This is a genomic window from Paraburkholderia madseniana, assembly GCF_009690905.1.
Lineage (GTDB): Bacteria > Pseudomonadota > Gammaproteobacteria > Burkholderiales > Burkholderiaceae > Paraburkholderia > Paraburkholderia madseniana.
In genome coordinates, this window is record NZ_VOSW01000146.1 from 1 (window position 1) to 18,312 (window position 18,312).

Here is an 18,312-nt window from a genome sequence, read left to right on the forward strand (position 1 = left end):
GCATGCGTGCGCATGCCCCGCGCAGATTGCGCGGCGAACCGGTAATTCAGCGGAAAATCGCACGCGCAAGCCTCCTGAACATAGCTTCGGTCATCATGACGAGGCACTTTTCAACAGCCTGCTAGGCACATCAAGGCGGACTGGATCCTGCTGTATATCGAGCGGTGGCTGACTGCGCCGTTTGAGACTGCGGACGGAGCGAGACTGCCGCGGGTGCGCGGTACACCCCAGGGCGGAGTGGTCATGGCGGAATGCGGATTGGAGATGCATCCTGAAAAGTCAGGCATCGTGTATTGCAGGGACCGAAGCCGTACTCAAGCCTACCCGAATGTGACCTTCACATTTCTGGGTTTCCTGTTTCGTCCGCGAAGGGTGATGACCAGGTCTGGGCAGCTCTCAACGAGCTTTCTGCCCGGCGTGAGTCGTGATGCCCTGAAACGGATGCGACAGACAGTGCGGGGGTGGCGGCTACCTCGTCAGACCTTCAGGTCGCTGGTCGAACTGGCCGATCAATGCAACCCCACGATACGTGGTTGGTGGAACTATTACGGGGCTTTCTATCGGACGGCCATGCAGGGGTTCGGTCGGTATCTGGACCGCAAGCTCGCACGCTGGGCCCGGTGCAAGTACAAGACACTACGACGGCATAAACGGCGTAGCGACGAGTGGTTGCACAAGATGAGGAAGGCGTACCCGCGACAGTTTGTGCACTGGCAGTTTCTGGGGGTAAAGGTTGGATAACGGGAGCCGTGTAAATCGAGAGATTTACGCACGGTTCTGCGAGAGGCTCGGGGTGAAATCCCCCGGGCCTACTTACCTGTTCGTGACCCTGCGCGGCGAGCCGTATCTGTTGTGGTGAGCAGTCGACGAGCATAGTGCTGAACTCGACGTGCTGGTGCAAAAGCGGCGCGACAAGGCTGCGGCAAAGCGCTTCTTCCGGAGGGTGCTGCGTTCAAACCCGGTGCCGCGCAGGATCGTTACCGACCAGCTGCGCAGCTATGCGGCGGCGAAGGCTGACATTCCCGAACTCGCTCATGTGAGCACGTTTTCGTCAAAGCGGCTGCACGCGTGACCAACCGTGCCGAGAACAGCCACCAGCCGCCCCGCCAGCGAGAACGCCAGATGCGCGGCTTTCGCGATGCGCGTCGCACGCAGGCGTTGCTCTCATGCTTCGGCCCAATCCGGCAGCACTTCGCGTTACCCAGACATCAAATGAACGGGGCGCGTCACCGCGCCGTACTCAAAGAACGTTCGCCGCTTGGCATGGTTGAACTGTCACTACCGCCGCCGATAAAGCTATCTAATAAGGATAACTACTCTTGAGCTACACAACTGTGTCTACGCCCGTCACCTTGAAAGAGCCATATTCAGAACTCGTTTCGTGCCACAAACGAGCGAGCGCCTGGCCTGGCATATTCGCATTCGGCACTGCTTCAGAAAGATGGCTACTACGACCGATAGCCTACCGGTGACCGCCCGAAAAGAGGTATTCCAGCGATTGATTCGTATGCTATGCCTTGAGCAACCGCCGGGTACATGAGCATGTCGCCTTAACCTCAAAGGTTCTGACGTGCAGGCGCTTGCCCGCACAAAAGATTCGCTGGGATGGCGAAATCCATCATCTTTGGATTCGGAAGATCCAGGCCATTCATGATTTCGATGTGCTCAGCCCTGGAACTACCCGCTAGCCGGGGATTCGATGAACTCTCCTCACCAATGTTCGATGAAGTTCGCCCCCTGTAGTCGTGGGCCGGATAGACGAGCGTCATGTCTGGTAGCCTGAAGAGCTTATCGACGATCGAATCCCACGACTGCCTGGCGTCGCCGCCCTAGAAGTCCGTTCTCCCGGTTCCGCCGATGAGGAGCACATCCCCCGTGAAAACCGCTTCGGGAGCGTTCGGGCTAAGCACGAAGCTGAATGATTCGTCCGTGTGGCCAGGCGTGTATATCGCGCGCAACTGGAACCCATCGACGTGTAAGGTCTCGCCTTCGCTAACGCTCCGTGAAATACACTCGGCCTTTGATCGTTCACCCATCGCCGTGCAGCAGTGAGTCGCATCGCGAAGGTCGCCGAGCGCGGTGATGTGGTCCGCATGCGTATGAATGTCGATCGCATGGACGAGGCGCAGGCCCAGTCTCTCGACGATACCCAGATACTCGCGCAAATGCTCTTTCATCGTATCGATGATGATCGCTTCGCCCCCCCCGCACGGGAGGCAAGCAGGTACGTAAAGGTGCTCGACGTGGAATCGAAACGTTGGTGAAACAGCATGCCCAGGGCTGTCCTCAAACCGATGCGGAAGCCTGCACGGCAGCCACTCTGGGCTTGCACTGTTCCACAACCTGCCGAATGCAGGTGATAGCGTGGTCGATGTCTTCCTCAGTAGTAAAGCGCCCGAGGCTAAGGCGGATGGTCCTGGCGGATGCCTGATCGCTGAGCCCGATTGCGCTCAGGACATGAGAGGGTGTACCCGCTGCGGAGTTACAGGCAGAGGTCGATGAAACCGCCAGATCGCCCACGAGCATAAACGGGAAGAAACCGGGATGGTCGATGGTCAGACTCAACGTGTGGGGAATACGCAGTCCATCCCGCGCGTTCTGTCGAACACGCTCGAGTGGAAGCACGCCGGCGAGCAGGCGCTCGCCGAGTTTGGCGATTCTCCGCGTGTCCGAGTTCATCTCCTCATGTGCGATCGCACACGCTGCCCCCATTCCGACAATCTGGTGCGTCGCCAGGGTACCCGAACGCAACCCGCGCTCATGCCCACCGCCGTGCATCTGCGGCGCAAGCCGTTGCGCCACAGCCGAGCTTACGTACAACGCGCCAATGCCCTTGGGCCCGTAGGCCTTGTGTGCGGAGATGGACATCAGGTCGATGCCAGATGCGTTGACGTCAATTGGCGTTTTGCCCAGCGCCTGAGCGGCGTCAACGTGAAGCAACGCGCCTGCTGAATGCACAATCGCGGAGATTGCAGCGATGTCCGTCAACGTGCCGATCTCGTTGTTGACAAGCATCAACGAAACGATAGCGGTACCCGGTCGCAAGGCTTTGGCGATCGCCTCTACGGTGATGGCACCGTTCCGGTCCGGATCGGCGTAGCTCACGGCCCACCCTCGGCTCTCGAGACTCGCCACAGTGTCAAGAATGGCTTTGTGTTCCAGGCGGCTGGTGACGATGTGAGCCGGTCGCCCGGCCGAATCCGCGAACCCCTTTAATGCGAGGTTGTTTGACTCCGTTGCACCCGAGGTCCAGACGATTTCATCCGGCAGTGCACCGATCAATCGGGCTACTTCTGCTCGCGCATTTTCCACGAGGTTTCGCGCCTGCATGCCCGCCGGGTGGGAGGTTGATGCCGGATTTGCAAACACGCCATCGATGCCGAGGCATTGGACCATCGACGTGATGACCCTCGGATCGGCGGGCGTGGTAGCGGCGTAGTCGAAGTAGTGCAGGCTGGAACTCATCATCGCTTCTATTGATGTCATCGAAGTGGGAAATTGTACGAAAACAGGTGCAGAAAAGCTTCCTAAAAAAACTCGGCGTTTCGTCGATCCTTGGAACGGGACCGCCAGCATACGCTATCTTGATAGATTGATTTTCTCTTTCACCAAAAGCGGACCGTCGGTACGGGTATTCCGGCTAATCGTCCGACCCGGCATCCCCGTGATTTCAATGCAGCTTGCGACGGTAGGCCGTTTCAAGCCCGCACCAGTTCAAACAACATCGACCGCAATTCGGCGCATGTCCGGCCCATCGTTTCGCGATCAGCGTGGCGAAAGCGCTCGGCACAGCATTGTCAAGTTGCGGGAACGGTCGCGTAAGATGGCGTGATGAAGAAATCGAAATCGCTCTATCACGGTCACCGTTTCCCAGCCTGCGTCATCAGTTGCGCCGTGCGCTGGTGCTGCCGCTTTCAGTGAGCTTGCGCGACATTGAGGAGTTGCTCTTCGAGCGCGGCGTGGTTGTGACGTACGAGACGATCCGATGCTGGTGCGACAAACTCGGCGTGGGCTTTGCCCACCGGGTGAAAGCGGCGCGCCGCAAGCTAGGTAGCACGTGGCATCTTGACGAGATGCTCGTCACACCGCGCGGCGAGCCTTACCTATTGTGGCGTGCGGTCGACGAGCACGGTGCCGAACTCGACATCCTGATGCAAAAGCGGCGCGACAAGGCCGCCGCCAAACGCTTCTTCAAGCGTGTGCCGCGTTCGAGCCCGGTGCCGCGCGAGATCGTCACCGATCAGTTGCGCAGCTATCCGGCGGCAAAAGCCGAGATCCCGGAACTTGCGAACGCGAAGCACGTGTTCGTCAAAGCGGCAGCCCGACTGAACAACCGCGCAGAGAACAGCCACCAACCGACGCGCGAACGCGAGCGTCGCATGCGTGGCTTTCGCGATCCGAAACGCACGCAGAGATTTCTCTCGTGCTTCGGGCCGATCCGGCAACATTTCGCGCTTAAGCGGCATCTGCTGCGAGCTTCACTCTATCGCAAACAGCTCGTGGCGCGATTCGTTGCGTGGTGCGAAATTACCGAAGTCACCCGAAATCCGTCCTACGCTTTCTGAGGGATGCTCTTTCCTGCCATCTTTCCGCCTCGGTCTCGACAAGTTGACAAGGCCCTTTCGAGGTATGCGCCTGATCAGCCCGAGGTTCCAAACAACTGCGCCACCAGACTGCGCAGCCAACGGTTGCCCGCTTCGTGGTGATATCTGGCGTGCCAGTGCTGCCGAACGGCGAAGCCATCCACGGGAACCGGACACGGATGGACCGCCAGATCATTGACCTTTGCCAGCGTCTCACCGATGTGTCGCGGCAGCGTGGCAATCAGGTCGGTGCTTCTGATTATCGCCCCGAGCCCGAGGAAACCCGGTAACTCCAGCACCACGTCGCGATCGATGTGCTCGCGCACCAGCGCCTGTTCGAGCAATTGCGCTCCCGTCCCCGCAGTGATCGCGACATGTCCCTCCGCGCGATAGTGCTTCAAGCCGAGTTTGGAGCCTAGCCTCGGGTGACGGCGATTCGCCAGACAGACCCAGTCCTGCATATATAGCTGCTGCTGGTAAATCCCACCACCAAGCCAGGGCACATGGCCGATCGCAAGGTCGGCCTCACCGGATTCCAGCGCCCGTTCCGTATTGCCGTCAATCCTCGTCGCTTCCAGGCGTAGGCCCGGCGCCTGCGCGCGCACGTGCGCCAGCATCCGTGGAAGCAGCGTGATGTGGCTGGCGTCGGTCATGCAGATGCGGAAGCGCCGTTTCGCGGTGGCTGGATCGAACGCGATCTCCCAGGCAGCGAAGCGCCGCAGCGATTCGAGAATCTCCCGGCACGGACCGATCAGCGCATCGGCTTGCGGCGTCGGCGCCATGCCGCCCGGTGTACGTATGAACAACGGGTCCTGCAGATGCTCGCGCAAACGCCCGAGCCAAATGCTAATCGTCGGCTGACTCTGTCCGAGCTGCTCGGCCACACGCGTGACGCTGCGGACATCGTACAGAAGGTCGAAAAGCTGCAGCAGTTTCAGATCAGGAAGTTCTGTCGATTTCATAGGAGTATTGCCCATCGCAATGACGTCATTGTAATCATTGAATTGCGGGAATGGGCGCCCACTCGTATCTTGGGCTTCCCGTCAAGGATGGGCCATTGAGGATCGCGATCTCGGGTCCTTGGGCACTGGGCTGCGATCGGCGATCAATGCCGCGGGACCCAACACCTCCAGACGTTCAGCGAGCGCGAACTGCCGAGAATGCAGCCTTCGATGCTGCTCCGGCTAACTTAAAGATCAGGAGACTTCATGGAAAAGAAATCGCTGTCACCGGGCGGCCCAGGTGATGGGCCCGCCGCTGCGAAGCACCGCAGGCAAGCAAAGAAGGCCACGGCAAGCGGCTGGATAGGTTCGGCGCTCGAATATTATGACTTTTTCATTTACGCGCAAGCCGCCGCTCTGATCTTTCCGCAAATCTTCTTTCCCGCCGGGAACCCAAAAATCGCGATCGTCGCGTCGCTGGCAACCTACGGCGTCGGCTATGTGGCACGACCTATCGGCGCGTTTTTTCTCGGTCATTGGGGCGATACGCACGGACGTAAAACCGTATTGCTGCTGTGCATGTTCATGATGGGCTTCTCGACCATGGCCGTTGGCCTCCTGCCGACCTACCATTCGGTCGGCATGCTCGCCCCAACGCTTCTCGTGATCCTGCGCCTCGTGCAGGGCTTCGCGGTAGCCGGCGAAATATCGGGGGCCAGTTCGATGATCATGGAGCAGGCGCCGTTCGGCCGACGCGGTTACTTCGCGAGCTTCACGCTGCAGGGCGTCCAGGCCGGCCAGATTCTCGCCGCCGCCGTGTTCCTGCCGCTTGCGTACTACATGCCTGAAGAATCGTTCGTATCATGGGGCTGGCGCATTCCTTTCCTGTTGAGCGCGGGAGTACTTCTGGCGGGCTATATCATCCGTCGTGAAGTCGAGGAGACGGCTGCCTTCGCGAAGGAGGACGAAAGGGGCCACGTTGCGCGCGCCCCAATTATCGAAGCGTTCAAGTACAGCTGGCGCGACATGATCCGCGTCGTGGGTATGGCGCTTATGAACGTCATTCCGGTTGTCGCGACGATTTTCGGGGCGGCTTACGCGGTGCAGGCTTCCTACGGCATCGGCTTTCACAAAAGCGTGTATCTGTGGATTCCGGTAGTCGGCAATATCGTGGCGGTCATGGTGATCCCGTATGTCGGCAATCTCTCCGACCGCATTGGACGCAGGATCCCGATGATGGTCGGTGCGCTGTCGTCCGGTCTGCTGTCGTTCGCATACCTGTACGCGATCAGCATTCACAACCTGCCGCTTGCCTTCATCATGTCGATACTCATGTGGGGCGTGGTCTACCAGGGCTACAACGCGATCTTTCCAAGCTACTATCCGGAACTCTTCCCGACCCGCTCACGCGTCTCGGCGATGGCAATCGCGCAGAACATCGGCACGACCGTCACCGCGCTGCTTCCGGCACTTTTCGCGGCCGTCGCTCCGCCAGGTTCGAACAATATTCCGCTCATCATCGGCTCCATCACTTTTGGCGTGACGATCATCTCCGCGCTTGCCGCGTGGAGCGCGCGCGAGACGTATCGCGTGCGACTGAGCGATCTGGGCAATCCCGATGCGCTGCCGATCCCGAAGGAGCAATACGAACAGCTGCGGGAGCGAACCCTGGACGATACAAGAGTCGCGAAGGCCACGGTGCAGGCACGTTAGAAAGCGATGCAGGCGCTTGACACCGGAGCTGCCTGCATCGCGACCGGGACCGGGCCCGTCCCACCAGCCGTTGTTTATACGGCAGAAGGCAAATTGCCGAAATGCCGAAATGCCACTCGCCGCAGACCAGGCGGGCAATACCAAAGGCATCGATTTGAAACGTCAAATCACACTCCCGATGACCGCCGAGGCCGGCATTGCGCTGATGGTTGCTACGACCGCAACGTTCGCCGCGAGCGATTCCGTCGTCAAGGTCATCGGCTCGGCAGTGCCACTCGTAGCCCTGCTTCTCGGACGTTACAGCTTCCAGGCGGTCGCCCTTGGCGTCTGGCAGGCAAGGCGTGGCATTGAACATTTCCGCGACGCCGGCGTGCTAAAACTGCAACTCCTGCGCGCTTTCCTTCTCCTCCTCAACTCGGCCTGCACATTTGCGGGTCTGCGCTATTTGCCGCTCCCCGTCACTACATCGCTGGCGATGATGGCGCCGCTGATTTCAACGCTGCTTGCGGCAACCCTGCTCAACGAAGACGTGCCGAAAAGCAAATGGTCGATGGTCGTTTTGGGCTTTATCGGGATGCTGATCGTCGTGCGGCCAGGCAGCGGCGATTTTAGCTGGACAGTTGCATTCCCGATTGGCGCCGCCGCGACCTTTGCATGCTTTCAGGTCGTGTCCAGCAAATTGTCGACGGCAGGCGACCCGATCACCACCAATTTCATTACTGCAGTGGTTGCGAGCATCGTGCTTGCTGCACTGCTATGGGTCGATCAGGCGGGCCTCTTACCCGAAATCCGCAAGGTGACGGTTGGTAGCTGGCTGCTGGTTCTCGTGATGGCGTCGCTTGCAACCTTCGGCCATCTGCTGATGCTACAGGCATTGCGCAGAACACCGCTCGCCGTGCTCACCCCGTTCGGCTATGCGCAACTCGCATTCGCGACGCTGTTTAGCTGGGCGTTCTTTGGCAAGGTCCCCGACCTATGGACGGCCTTGGGCATGATCGTGATCGCCATCAGCGGAATCGGCACAGTGCTGCTGCATGCGCGGGCACGGCTTAGGTAAGAAGCCGCCGCCTTGACATTGGCAAATCGGCCGGTGCAGGCGCCGCTCCGCGAATGGATATTTGCTGCTTACAGTCGCGAGTTTGCCCCCTATATTGCCTGGAGCAATGATGTCATTGTGATCATTGTATTGCCGACATGAGCGCCTACTCGTATCTTGATCTCCATGTTAAGGAGATGGCAGTGAAGATTGCGATTCTGGGTGCGGGGGCACTGGGCTGTGCCATTGGCGCGGCGCTGACCGAAGGCGGCAATGAGGCCTGGTTGCTGAACCGTTCGGCAGTGCATGTGGAGGCGATGAGGCGTGATGGTCTGCAGGTGGACGATGCGGAGGGTTCCCGTCGCGTGAAGGTCCGCGCGGCGACACAGGCGGCCGAGGCCGGCGTCGTCGACCTGGTTGTCGTGCTGGTCAAATCATTTCATACCGATGCCGCGATGCGCGGCGCACTGGCGCTGATCGGGCCCGAAACGCTGGTCCTGTCGTTGCAGAACGGCCTGGGGCACGAAGACGTGCTCGCCGGCATCGTGGGGCGCGAACGCGTGCTGGCTGGCAAGACGTACGTTGGCGGCGTGATGCGCAACCCGGGCCACATCGAGTCAGGCGTCGCCGGCAAAGCCACCTACATCGGCGAACTCGATGGCCGGATTACCTCTCGCGCAACGGCGCTCGCCGAAACCTTCAACGCCGCCGGACTGGCCACCACGGTCAGCGACAACATCGTCGGCACGATGTGGGACAAGCTGCTGGTCAATGTCGCGACTGGCGCGCTGACCGGCATCACCGGCCTGACGTACGGCCAACTCTACGACGAAGCGCTTCTGAAGACGACCGCGCTCGCAGCGGTCGCCGAGGCGATGGCGGTTGCGCACTCCGCCGGTGTGAGGCTCTCCATCACCGATCCCGAACGCCCGTGGACGCTTGCCGGAGAAGGACTCTCCCCTGCCTTCAAGACCTCGATGTTGCAGAGCCTTGAAAAGGGCTCCATCACCGAAATCGACTTTATCAACGGCGCGGTCGTGCGCTGGGGACAACGGCATGGCGTGCCGACCCCGGTCAACGCGACGCTGGTGGCCTGCATCAAGGGCATCGAGCGCGCCATGACCGACCGACAACATCTGGAGACAACCGCATGAACGGCAGCAAGGCCTATCTGGAGCACGTCGCCATCTGGGTGAAAGACATTCACTGGCATATCCGTTTTTTCGAGGACGTGCTCGGCATGACGATGCGCGAGGTCGACGGCACGGTCGAGGAACCCCGGCAGTACTGGACGCTCGGCGGTCTGCAATTCATCCATAACCCGAACCATGACGCGCCCGAAGGCCGGCTCGGTCATCTCGGCGTGATGTGCGAAGACATGGAGGCGGCGCTCGCCGCCGCGCATCGATACGACGTCAGCGAAATGCCGCAGGGACGCAACTGGTTGCGCCTGCCGGACGGACTCGCCGTCGAACTGATTCAGGCCAAGCCAGCCTCGTGCGTGGCGCGTGCACTGAACATCAACCCGCGCGCGGAGGTGTGACATGACGATCGTCGATAAATACTGGGACGATGCCCGCGAAGGCGACGAATGCGTAAGCCCGACTTACACGGTGACCAAAGAACGCATTCTGGCCTACGCCGATCTCACTGGCGATCACACACCGGTCCACGTAGACGAGGCATACGCGAACGCGAGTCACTTCGGATCGATCGTCGCACACGGTCTGTTTGGCTTGTCTATCGCCGATGGCCTCAAGACCCAAAGCACTTACCGTTTCCTGCCCGGCATGTCGCTCGGCTGGACATGGGATTTCAACCTGCCGATCAAGGTCAACGACGTGCTGCACGTGAAATTCCACGTGAGCGCGATGCGTGCGAGCAAAAGCCGCCCAGACTGGGGCATCGTCGTGCTGCCCTCAGATCTGATCAATCAGGATGGCCAGGTTGTCCAGCACGGCGAACATCGTCTGATGGTGCCGCGCCGGCCGGGAGCGTTCTGATGCAAGCCCGTCCTCTCGAAGGTATTCGCGTCGTCGACTACAGCCATTTTCTGGCCGGCCCGTACGTCGGGCGCTGCCTCGCGGCGCTCGGCGCCGAAGTCATCAAGGTCGAACGTCCGGTCAGCGGCGATGCTGGACGTCAGCACGCCACCGTGCTCGATGATGAGCAGAGCGGCTACTTCCTGCAGCTCAACATGGGCAAACGCGGCGTTAGCGTCGACATGAAGGACTCGCGCGGCAAGGAATTCATGCAGCGCCTGTGCGACTCGGCGGATGTGTTTGTCGAGAACTACCGGCCCGGCGCGCTGAACAAGCTCGGGCTGGGCTATGAGGAGTTGTCCGCACGCAATCCGGGCCTCGTCTACTGCTCGATCTCGGCATACGGCCATACGGGACCGGACGCGCATCGCGCCGGCTTCGGCCTGATTGCCGAAGCCAAGAGTGGGATCATGCAGATGATCGGCAATCCCGGCGAGCCACCGCCGCTGATGCGCATCTCGCTCGGCGACATGTACACCGGCATTCACGCGGTGGCGGCGATCAACGCAGCGCTACTCGGCCGCGTGAAGAGCGGCCGGGGCCAGCACATCGATATGGCGCTGTACGACACGCTGGTGTCGATGCACGAGTACGCGGTGCAGTGCTACACGATGCAAGGCATCGTCCCCGAGCAGACCGGCCACGACATGCCGACGTCGACGCTCTACGGCGTGTTCCGTGCCGCTGATGGCGACCTTGTGATCGCCGCGCAAGTAGACGAAGCGTGGAAGCGCTTCGCAGCGCTGATCGAAGCGCATGGCGGCCCCGCTGGCTTCGGCACCGACACGCGTTTTCACACCCTCGCGGGACGCAATACGAACCGGCTGGAGATTCTGTCCATCGTGAAACCCTGGGTGGCCAGCCAGCCGGTCGCACAGGTGCTGGACCTGCTCGATGGCATTGACGTGCCTTGTGCGAAGGTGCAACGCATCGACGAAGTACTCACCGATCCGCAGATCGTCGCGCGAGGCATGGTCGTCGAGCAGGAGCACCCGCGCTACGGGAAGTTGCGTCTGCCGAACCTGCCCTTTCGCTTCTCGGACTGCGACACGACGATTCGTGAGGTCGCGCCCGATCTCGGTCAGCACAACGCGGAAGTGGCGCAGTCGCTGGGCTTTGGCGCAGCCGAAATCGACGCGATGCAAACCGATGGTGTGTTGTATTCGACGGTGAGGCCATGATGAGCGACCAGTACGCAGTGATCGGCAACCCGATTGGACACACGAAATCTCCGCTGATCCACGGACTCTTTGCAAAAGAGTCGCAGCAGGACATGTCCTATACGGCGATCGAGGGTCCGCTGGAGCCGCACGACGCCTTCGCCAGGACCGTGCGTGCGTTCGTCGCGGCCGGTGGCAAGGGCATGAACGTGACCGCGCCGTTCAAGCTGAAGGCGTTCGCGATCGCCGATGAACGCAGCGAGCGGGCGGCGCTGGCTGGCGCCGCTAACGCGCTGAGCTTCAAGGACGGGCGGATCGTGGCCGAGAACTTCGACGGTGTCGGCCTGGTGCGCGATATCGAAGTCAACCTGAGCCTGCCGATGGCCGGCAAGCGCGTGCTGGTCCTTGGCGCGGGTGGCGCGGTGCGTGGAGCATTGCTGCCGTTCATCGCGGCGCGACCCGCTGAACTCGTGATTGCGAACCGGGACGTCCCGAAGGTCCAGGCGCTGGTCGCGCAGGTTGTCGCGGGCGGTCCGCTGCTCGCCTGCGGCTACGGCGATCTTGAAGCGATGGGACACTTCGACCTGATCGTCAACGCGACTTCGGCCAGTCTCACTGGCGAGTTACCGCCGGTTCCACCGAGTGTCTTCAGCCCGGAGTGTACCGCCTATGAGCTGGCCTACGGCAAGCGGCTGACGCCCTTCTTGCGGCTCGCGCGCAATGCGGGCGTAGTGGGTGTCGCGGACGGCGTCGGCATGCTGGTGGAGCAGGCAGCAGAAGCCTTCGCCTGGTGGCGTGGCGTGCGACCCCGGACGCGAGTCGTGATCGGCCAGCTGACGGTTCCGCTCGATTGAACGTATCAGGAAGTCGCAGATGACACCAGACGCCTACCGTTACTGCCGCTACGAGGTCGACGGACCGTTGCTCACGTTGACGATCGACCGGACCAAAGTGCTCAACGCGATCCATCCGGACGCGCATCGTTAATTTGTCGACGCGTTTGACCGCCAGCTGCCATTCTCCAGACTCATGAGCATGTGCAAAGGTGGCTTCAACGGCGTACTCGGCAATCTTGAATTGTTTGGCTGAGTAAGTGCCGTATCCGGCACGCTGCAGAAACCAGTTCGGATACACCGCGCGCATGAGCCCATTAATGAGATGTCCGTTTCCGTGACCACTCCGGCATGCGACCAGCGCAAAATGATTGGCGAGAGACTGCTCGCTTGCCGACGCCCTATCAATCAGCAACAAAGCACTTTGGTCAGCGGCTTATGGACCCGGCTGCCACGGGACTTATTTCATCTGGAAGACACGGATTCGAAGTTGCACGAGGCGTTTTAAGAACGAACGCACTATAGCTGGACCGCTCACGACATTTTCGGCCTGTATTAGCCGGAAAACGCCAAGCCGTGCCCCTCATGACTCTGGTGCAAATCAGAGAAACAGTGGGTGATGCTCGGTTTTTGGCGAGCGCGAGCACTCAATGAGTAAGTCCGGAGACATCGACTGGCTGTTCAGCGGCCGCCACTTCGACCGCGAAATCATCGTCCAATGCGTGCACTGGTACGTGCGTTACAAGCACAGCCTTCGAGATCTCGGCGTGCGTACACGCCGTTCGGTCATTGGCGGAAATAAAAAGGCTCTTCGTTGACCGCTTGATGCTGCCAGCGTCACCAAGGTAGTACCGGGTATTGCTGCGCCGATCGTCAACTTCGGGCCCGGTTGATCGCACGGGTAGCATCTCCCGCGCAAGGTCCGCGTATAACTCAGCCCACTTGCCAAGCAAGGTAGGGGCGTCGGTCAGAAAAAGCGGATGCTCAGCCCACGCGCTGATGTTCGGGCCTCCCCATGCAATCTCGAATATCCGCAATTCTCCATCCTCGCTGACACCATCATCAATCAGCTCGCGGAACGAGGCGAGGTTGTAGAGATACCCTTCATCGGGCGCGACGATGCAATGGATAGCGGCCAGCGCGTCAGTCGCACGTTTTTGGGCATCTTCGGGGCTGCCTGCCATCAGAAACACGATACTTTCGTCCTGCGTGTTGCCGACATGCCCCGATACAGCGAGGTCTTACACCGATGGCTTAGTTGCGTGCCCATAGTGGCCTCAGTTCCCGAAAACTGTTTCTCATTCTTCTGGATCGCATGCGCACTGCCTATCTGCGGCTCCAATTGCCGCTTTCGATCGCGGTAGCTATCGCTACTCCAGTACAGGTAGATGCCGTACACGACGAGACAGGCCAGCGCGAGAATTCCGACGCCAGCGAGTACCGCCAGATCTGTGCGCGCCATTTCAGGCTCCTGTCAGTCCCGAGCGTGCTCCTGCTGTCCTTATAGGGGTTCCGCCTCACAACCCAATGTAGCAGGAGAGACAACGCTCTGATCCGTAGAGTCAGCGTGTCGAGACTTGCTCAACGGAGGATGTCATGCGCACGAGTCGGTCGAGCAGGATGCATGCCACAGACGCGGTACTGGCTGTGTCACTCGAACTGGCGGCAGCGAAGTGGAAAGCGGGCGTTGCACGACGGTCTTGGCCACTCGGGCGTGCTGCCTTCGTGAGGAACCGATAACGACAACGGGTTACCAATCGACTGATTCGGCGAAAAATCGGCGACAAGACCAAGAGAGGCATTCTTATGCGAACCAACCCAATCCGTTCTGGCGAGGCAATCGGCACTACGTTGGCTCCAGATAGCTCCGAGGCCCACGGTGCAACAGCACACCACGAACTGCAGTTTGCTCAGGCAGAATCCTCTCGCCCCGTCACACCATCTGCGCTCGACAAACTGGCCTCACCTCTGAAGGAAGTGCCGCTGACATCCGGGTTCGGCGCAACGGTCTCGTCTCGCCGGGCCACCCAACTCGCCCAACTGCCTGCGCCCTTGATTCGGGAAATCGCAGCGAAATTGCGAAGACAAGACATGGTTAGGCTGGCAATGGTGGGCCGGGAGACTTATGACATATTGAAGGATGAAAGAGAAAGAGCGCGCTTTACTCTCGACGTACGGAACATTCTCAGCCTGGAAGATGTGCAAGAACGTTTGCGATCGATCCAGAACCTCGTGCCGATCTTCCGGCGCGGACCGCTAACGGCTCTCGCTGGTCAAATCAACTGGCTAGGGAGCAACCAGAGGCAGACAGCTTTCAACGGCGTGCTTGAAGCAGCCACTCAGCTCCCGGTGAAAGACCGGACCGAGTTGCTGGCAACGCTCAGAGATCGGTTTGCCGATCTGCCGGACGTGCATAAGTGCGCCGCCTTCGATGGTGTGCTGGCGGCGACCGCGCAGCTCCCCAAGGAACACCGGGCCACGCCACTGAAGGCTCTCTCAGAGTCGATTATTTTCCTACCGGCCGGGCAGCGGCAGGCCGGCTTCAGCGATGTGCTCGCAGCGACCGGGCAACTCCCCAAGGAACACCGGGCCACGCCGCTGCAGGCTCTCTCACAGTTGATCATTGACCTGCCGAAAGAGCAGTGGCAGGCCGCCGTCAGCAATGTGCTCGCAGCAACCGGGCAGCTCCCCGAGGAACGCCAGGCCATGCCACTGGCGGCTCTCGCAGAGCCGATCGTTCGCCTACCGGACGAGCCGCGGCAGGCCGCCTTGAACCATGTGTTCGCGGCAACCGGGCAGCTCCGGGTGGAACACCGCGCCGCGTCGCTGAAGGCTCTCGCACAGTCGATCAGTTACCTGCCGGACGAGCATCGGCAAGTCATCTTCAACCGGGTGGCTGCAGCGACCGGACAGCTCGCGGAGGAACACCCGGTCGCGCTGCTCCCGCCTGCCCCCCTGATGTCGCACGAAGGGCTGCTGACATGGCTCGCAAGGCGAATCCGTGCCCTGCCAAGCGGGCAGCGGGGGGCCGCCTTGAGCGCTGTGCTTGCGGTGATCGGGCGGCTCCCGATGGAACACCAGACCTTGCCTCTGAGATCGCTCGAAAGTCAGATCGACTTCCTGCCGTACGTCGAACAGTCAGGCGCCCGCGTCGAACTCAGAAACTTGAGAAGGCAGGCACGTGCTCGTCAAAGCCAGCACGCGCGTGAACAATCGCGCTGACAATAGTCACCAGCCCAAACCGTCGCAACAGTCAGGAGAAAGGGTACATGAGAGTCAGTGAGGGTACTTCCGAGGAGGCAGTCAGTGGCCAGGGAGCAGACGGGCGACCCGACCTTGCCGAGGCATCACATCCACCGGCGTTGGCGTTCAGGGAACGCGAGTCGGCAGGAAATGCCATGCTTTCACGCCTGACGCGACTCACCTCGCGCCTGGAAAATAGAAGCACCGCCACCGCGCGTTCAGCATCCCACGTTCCACAATCTTTCGCAGACGCGGCGTCGCCCGAGCGTTCACTTTGCCATGTCTCGGATGGGAACATCGCGTCTCGCGGGCGCGCGAGTGCCGATGGCGTTCCGCTCGCGCATCAGGGGCGTGCAGACCTGGTTCCCTTTACAGGGTTCATGGATGCGCTTCGCGCGTGGCGGGATGGAGTCCCCCCAGACCAAGCTTTTTCCGCGCGTCGCGCTTGCAATCAAATCGAGGCGTGCTACCGGGACAAGTCGCCCGCGCTATACCTGCAAAACCTCCGCCTGTCGTCGTTGCCCGATTTGCTCGGCCAGCTCGACTGGCTGACCGACCTGAACGTGAACGGGAGCGAGCTGCTGTCGCTGCCAGATTCGATTGGCCGACTGCATCGGCTCGATAAGCTGAGTGCGGAGCGCAATGCGCTGACCGCGCTGCCCGAGTCGCTCGGGGAACTGTGCGCGCTGACCGACCTGTACGTGCGCGGGAACGGGCTGCTGTCGCTGCCGGATTCGATTGGCCGACTGCATCGGCTCGAGAGGCTGGATGTATCGGGCAATGCGCTGACTGCGCTGCCCGAGTCACTCGCCGACATGCACGCGCTGACCCACCTGGACGTGGCCGGGAACGAGTTGACGTTGCTGCCTGATTGGATTGAACAACTGCATCGGCTTGAGGGGCTGGATGCATCGGGCAATGGGCTGACCACGCTGCCCGATGTGTTCGGCGAGCTGCGCGTGCTGACCTGCCTCGATGTGGCCTCGAACCAGTTGACGTCGCTGCCCGATTCGATTGGCCAACTGCATTTGCTCGAGACGCTGGAGGCAGAAGGCAATGGGCTGACCGCGCTGCCCGATGTGCTCGGCGAGCTGCACACGCTGACCTGCCTCGACGTGAGCTGGAACCAGTTGACGTCGCTGCCGTCATCGCACATGAATCTGCAGCCCACCTGCACGGTGTATCTGACCGGAAACCCGATTTCCAGGGCCGTATTACAGGACATCCAGGCGGCAGCCGCGGAGTGTGGGCCGCGCATCGACTTCTGCATCCGCGACGAGGCGAGCGTCGATAACCCGGTTAGTCCGCTCGTTCAGGCGGTGACGGAGTGGGCTCCGCAAGCGCGCAGTTCGGGCGACGAGGCCTTCAGCGGCTGGCACGCGTTCGATGACGAGGCGAACGCGCCATCGTTCACGCAGTTGCTCGAGCGCCTGTCGCATACGGCCGATGCGCAGAACCCGATGACGCGCATGGATCTGCAGCGGCGCGTGGCCGACCTGCTGCAGGGCATGAGGCACGACGCGGACCTGCGCGCGCAGTGTTTCATGATGGCCGGCGAAGCGTTGGGCACCTGTGGCGACCGAGTGGCTCTGGGCTTTCAGAACCTCGAGCACGCGGTGGTCAACCGGCGCGCGGAGCGCGGCGAGCTGAGCGGCACACAGGTGCTGGCACTGGGCAGGCAATTGTTTCGCCAGGAGACGCTGCAGCAGATTGCACGCGAGAAAGTGGCGTCGTTGCGCACGGTCGACGAAATCGAGGTGTATCTCGCATATCAGGTGCAGTTGCGCGAAACGCTGGATCTGCCGGGACGCAACCGGGAGATGCTGTATTTCGCGTGCTCGCAAGTCAGCGCACAGGACCTGGAAGAGGCCAAGTCACGGGTGCGCGCGCTCGAGGGCGGCCCGCAGATGGTAACGTTCCTGGCGGGCTACGGGCCGTGGCAAAAGGCGCTGCAGCGCAGCCATGCACACGACTTCAACGGGATGACCAAACCGTTCCACGATGAGCTGGAGGCGTTGGGCGAGCGGACGGAAGAGATGACGAGCGGCGCGTACAAGGACGCGCTCGATGATGTCGCGCAGCGCAAGGCGCAGGCTGAACAGGACTGGTACCAGTTGATGACGAGTGCCAATCTTGCGGCTCATGAACGTCGCTTTCCATAGGGTGACAGCATTGCTGCTTGCGGGTCTGATGCATCTCCGGATCGCGCGCCTTCTGCTGATTCTTCGTCGAGCCCGGCGCGCCGATGATCGTGGCGTCCACGATGGTGCCGCTCCTGAGCTTCATGCCGCTGGCCTGCAGCACCCGACCGACTTCGGCAAACAGATGCTCGCCCAGTTTGTGCGTCTCAAGCAGGCGCCGGAATTTGAGCAGCGTCGTCGCGTCCGGTACGGCTTCACAGCCCAGGTCAATCCCGACAAAGCGACGCAGGCTGACGCTGTCGTACAGCGCTTCTTCGCAGGCAAAGTCCGCCGGATTGAACCAGTGCTGAATGAAGTGGATGCGCAGCATGCGCTCCAGACCAATCGGCAAGCGGCCGTTGCCCCGCTTCGGAAAATGCGGTTCGACCACCGCGCACAACTCAGCCCACGGCGTAATTGCGTTCACACGCGGGCAAGATGGCGTTGGTCGGAAGCCTCGTGACGGAACTCAACGCGGATCTGAAGGGCCCGCTTGGGGACGCGGGCGTGTGCGTGACGCGCATGCTCGAGGCGTGCGGGCGTCGCGATAGTGCGCAGCTCGAACGGTGGCTCGTTGATCT

Annotated in this window: 13 protein-coding genes and 5 pseudogenes; 13 read left to right on the forward strand and 5 right to left on the reverse strand. The window is 61.1% G+C overall.

Annotation, left to right across the window (positions count from 1 at the left end; genetic code table 11):
- Window positions 1–441 precede the first annotated feature (441 nt).
- Together FSO04_RS48015 and FSO04_RS41450 are read left to right on the forward strand one after the other, a co-directional pair.
- Complete coding sequence (locus tag FSO04_RS48015) at window positions 442–741, forward strand: group II intron maturase-specific domain-containing protein (protein ID WP_233465195.1); 300 nt, start codon at window positions 442–444, stop codon at window positions 739–741.
- Window positions 734–1,271: pseudogene (locus tag FSO04_RS41450) on the forward strand (DDE-type integrase/transposase/recombinase); the annotation flags it as partial. The gene FSO04_RS48015 and the pseudogene FSO04_RS41450, both read left to right, overlap by 8 nt.
- Before the next feature lie 558 nt (window positions 1,272–1,829).
- Here the strand turns inward: FSO04_RS41450 and FSO04_RS48020 are convergent.
- Both FSO04_RS48020 and FSO04_RS41460 read right to left on the reverse strand, forming a co-directional pair.
- The gene (locus tag FSO04_RS48020) at window positions 1,830–2,177 is read right to left on the reverse strand and encodes an MBL fold metallo-hydrolase (protein WP_233465193.1); all 348 of its coding nucleotides are present in this window, start codon (window positions 2,175–2,177) and stop codon (window positions 1,830–1,832) included.
- A gap of 148 nt (window positions 2,178–2,325) precedes the next feature.
- Window positions 2,326–3,468 (reverse strand): annotated as a pseudogene (locus FSO04_RS41460) (cysteine desulfurase family protein); the annotation flags it as partial.
- A 363-nt stretch (window positions 3,469–3,831) separates the two neighbouring features.
- Between FSO04_RS41460 and FSO04_RS41465 the strand changes: the two are divergent.
- Window positions 3,832–4,565: pseudogene (locus tag FSO04_RS41465) on the forward strand (IS6 family transposase).
- A 74-nt stretch (window positions 4,566–4,639) separates the two neighbouring features.
- On the opposite strand, the gene FSO04_RS41470 reads toward FSO04_RS41465, so the two are convergent.
- Entirely contained in the window at window positions 4,640–5,545 is a 906-nt protein-coding gene (locus FSO04_RS41470; protein WP_154567176.1) for a LysR family transcriptional regulator, read from the reverse strand.
- A gap of 246 nt (window positions 5,546–5,791) precedes the next feature.
- Here FSO04_RS41470 and FSO04_RS41475 point away from each other — a divergent pair, with 246 nt between their 5' ends.
- From FSO04_RS41475 to FSO04_RS49030, 8 genes and pseudogenes are all read left to right on the forward strand, one after another.
- Entirely contained in the window at window positions 5,792–7,237 is a 1,446-nt protein-coding gene (locus tag FSO04_RS41475) for an MFS transporter (protein WP_154567177.1), read from the forward strand.
- Between the two features lie 178 nt (window positions 7,238–7,415).
- Window positions 7,416–8,294 carry a DMT family transporter gene (locus FSO04_RS41480; RefSeq protein ID WP_154567186.1) on the forward strand — a complete coding sequence of 293 codons (879 nt, stop codon included), beginning with the start codon at window positions 7,416–7,418 and terminating at the stop codon, window positions 8,292–8,294.
- A 182-nt stretch (window positions 8,295–8,476) separates the two neighbouring features.
- Entirely contained in the window at window positions 8,477–9,427 is a 951-nt protein-coding gene (locus FSO04_RS41485; RefSeq protein WP_168436003.1) for a ketopantoate reductase family protein, read from the forward strand.
- Entirely contained in the window at window positions 9,424–9,816 is a 393-nt protein-coding gene (locus tag FSO04_RS41490) for a VOC family protein (RefSeq protein ID WP_154567179.1), read from the forward strand. The genes FSO04_RS41485 and FSO04_RS41490 overlap by 4 nt, the downstream gene beginning before the upstream one ends.
- A gap of 1 nt (window position 9,817) precedes the next feature.
- Window positions 9,818–10,276 (forward strand): MaoC family dehydratase, encoded by a 459-nt coding sequence (locus FSO04_RS41495; RefSeq protein WP_154567180.1) that lies wholly within the window; start codon window positions 9,818–9,820, stop codon window positions 10,274–10,276.
- The gene (locus tag FSO04_RS41500; protein ID WP_154567181.1) at window positions 10,276–11,496 is read left to right on the forward strand and encodes a CaiB/BaiF CoA transferase family protein; all 1,221 of its coding nucleotides are present in this window, start codon (window positions 10,276–10,278) and stop codon (window positions 11,494–11,496) included. The genes FSO04_RS41495 and FSO04_RS41500 overlap by 1 nt, the downstream gene beginning before the upstream one ends.
- Window positions 11,496–12,329: a shikimate dehydrogenase gene (gene aroE / locus FSO04_RS41505; RefSeq protein WP_154567187.1), complete on the forward strand. Its 834-nt coding sequence runs from the start codon at window positions 11,496–11,498 to the stop codon at window positions 12,327–12,329. The genes FSO04_RS41500 and aroE overlap by 1 nt, the downstream gene beginning before the upstream one ends.
- 629 nt (window positions 12,330–12,958) lie before the next feature.
- A pseudogene (locus FSO04_RS49030) lies at window positions 12,959–13,072 on the forward strand (IS6 family transposase); the annotation flags it as partial.
- Between the two features lie 419 nt (window positions 13,073–13,491).
- Here FSO04_RS49030 and FSO04_RS48025 read toward each other — a convergent pair.
- Window positions 13,492–13,770 (reverse strand): hypothetical protein, encoded by a 279-nt coding sequence (locus FSO04_RS48025; RefSeq protein WP_233465194.1) that lies wholly within the window; start codon window positions 13,768–13,770, stop codon window positions 13,492–13,494.
- A gap of 344 nt (window positions 13,771–14,114) precedes the next feature.
- On the opposite strand from FSO04_RS48025, the gene FSO04_RS41520 reads away from it, so the two are divergent.
- Window positions 14,115–15,530 (forward strand): hypothetical protein, encoded by a 1,416-nt coding sequence (locus tag FSO04_RS41520; protein WP_154567183.1) that lies wholly within the window; start codon window positions 14,115–14,117, stop codon window positions 15,528–15,530.
- Window positions 15,531–16,069: 539 nt separating this feature from the next.
- On the forward strand, window positions 16,070–17,713 hold the full coding sequence (locus FSO04_RS41525; RefSeq protein ID WP_166618367.1) for an NEL-type E3 ubiquitin ligase domain-containing protein: 1,644 nt from the start codon (window positions 16,070–16,072) through the stop codon (window positions 17,711–17,713).
- 10 nt (window positions 17,714–17,723) lie between these two features.
- On the opposite strand, the pseudogene FSO04_RS41530 reads toward FSO04_RS41525, so the two are convergent.
- Window positions 17,724–18,149 (reverse strand): annotated as a pseudogene (locus tag FSO04_RS41530) (IS5 family transposase); the annotation flags it as partial.
- Window positions 18,150–18,312: the final 163 nt, after the last annotated feature.

Excerpts from the sequence above, each read along its gene's own strand:
- FSO04_RS48015 (WP_233465195.1), top strand. The coding sequence starts at position 442 with ATGCGACAGACAGTGCGGGGGTGGCGGCTACCTCGTCAGACCTTCAGG.
- FSO04_RS48020 (WP_233465193.1), bottom strand. The coding sequence starts at position 2,177 with ATGAAAGAGCATTTGCGCGAGTATCTGGGTATCGTCGAGAGACTGGGC.
- FSO04_RS41470 (WP_154567176.1), bottom strand. The coding sequence starts at position 5,545 with ATGAAATCGACAGAACTTCCTGATCTGAAACTGCTGCAGCTTTTCGAC.
- FSO04_RS41475 (WP_154567177.1), top strand. The coding sequence starts at position 5,792 with ATGGAAAAGAAATCGCTGTCACCGGGCGGCCCAGGTGATGGGCCCGCC.
- FSO04_RS41480 (WP_154567186.1), top strand. The coding sequence starts at position 7,416 with ATGACCGCCGAGGCCGGCATTGCGCTGATGGTTGCTACGACCGCAACG.
- FSO04_RS41490 (WP_154567179.1), top strand. The coding sequence starts at position 9,424 with ATGAACGGCAGCAAGGCCTATCTGGAGCACGTCGCCATCTGGGTGAAA.
- FSO04_RS41495 (WP_154567180.1), top strand. The coding sequence starts at position 9,818 with ATGACGATCGTCGATAAATACTGGGACGATGCCCGCGAAGGCGACGAA.
- FSO04_RS41500 (WP_154567181.1), top strand. The coding sequence starts at position 10,276 with ATGCAAGCCCGTCCTCTCGAAGGTATTCGCGTCGTCGACTACAGCCAT.
- aroE (WP_154567187.1), top strand. The coding sequence starts at position 11,496 with ATGAGCGACCAGTACGCAGTGATCGGCAACCCGATTGGACACACGAAA.
- FSO04_RS48025 (WP_233465194.1), bottom strand. The coding sequence starts at position 13,770 with ATGGCGCGCACAGATCTGGCGGTACTCGCTGGCGTCGGAATTCTCGCG.
- FSO04_RS41520 (WP_154567183.1), top strand. The coding sequence starts at position 14,115 with ATGCGAACCAACCCAATCCGTTCTGGCGAGGCAATCGGCACTACGTTG.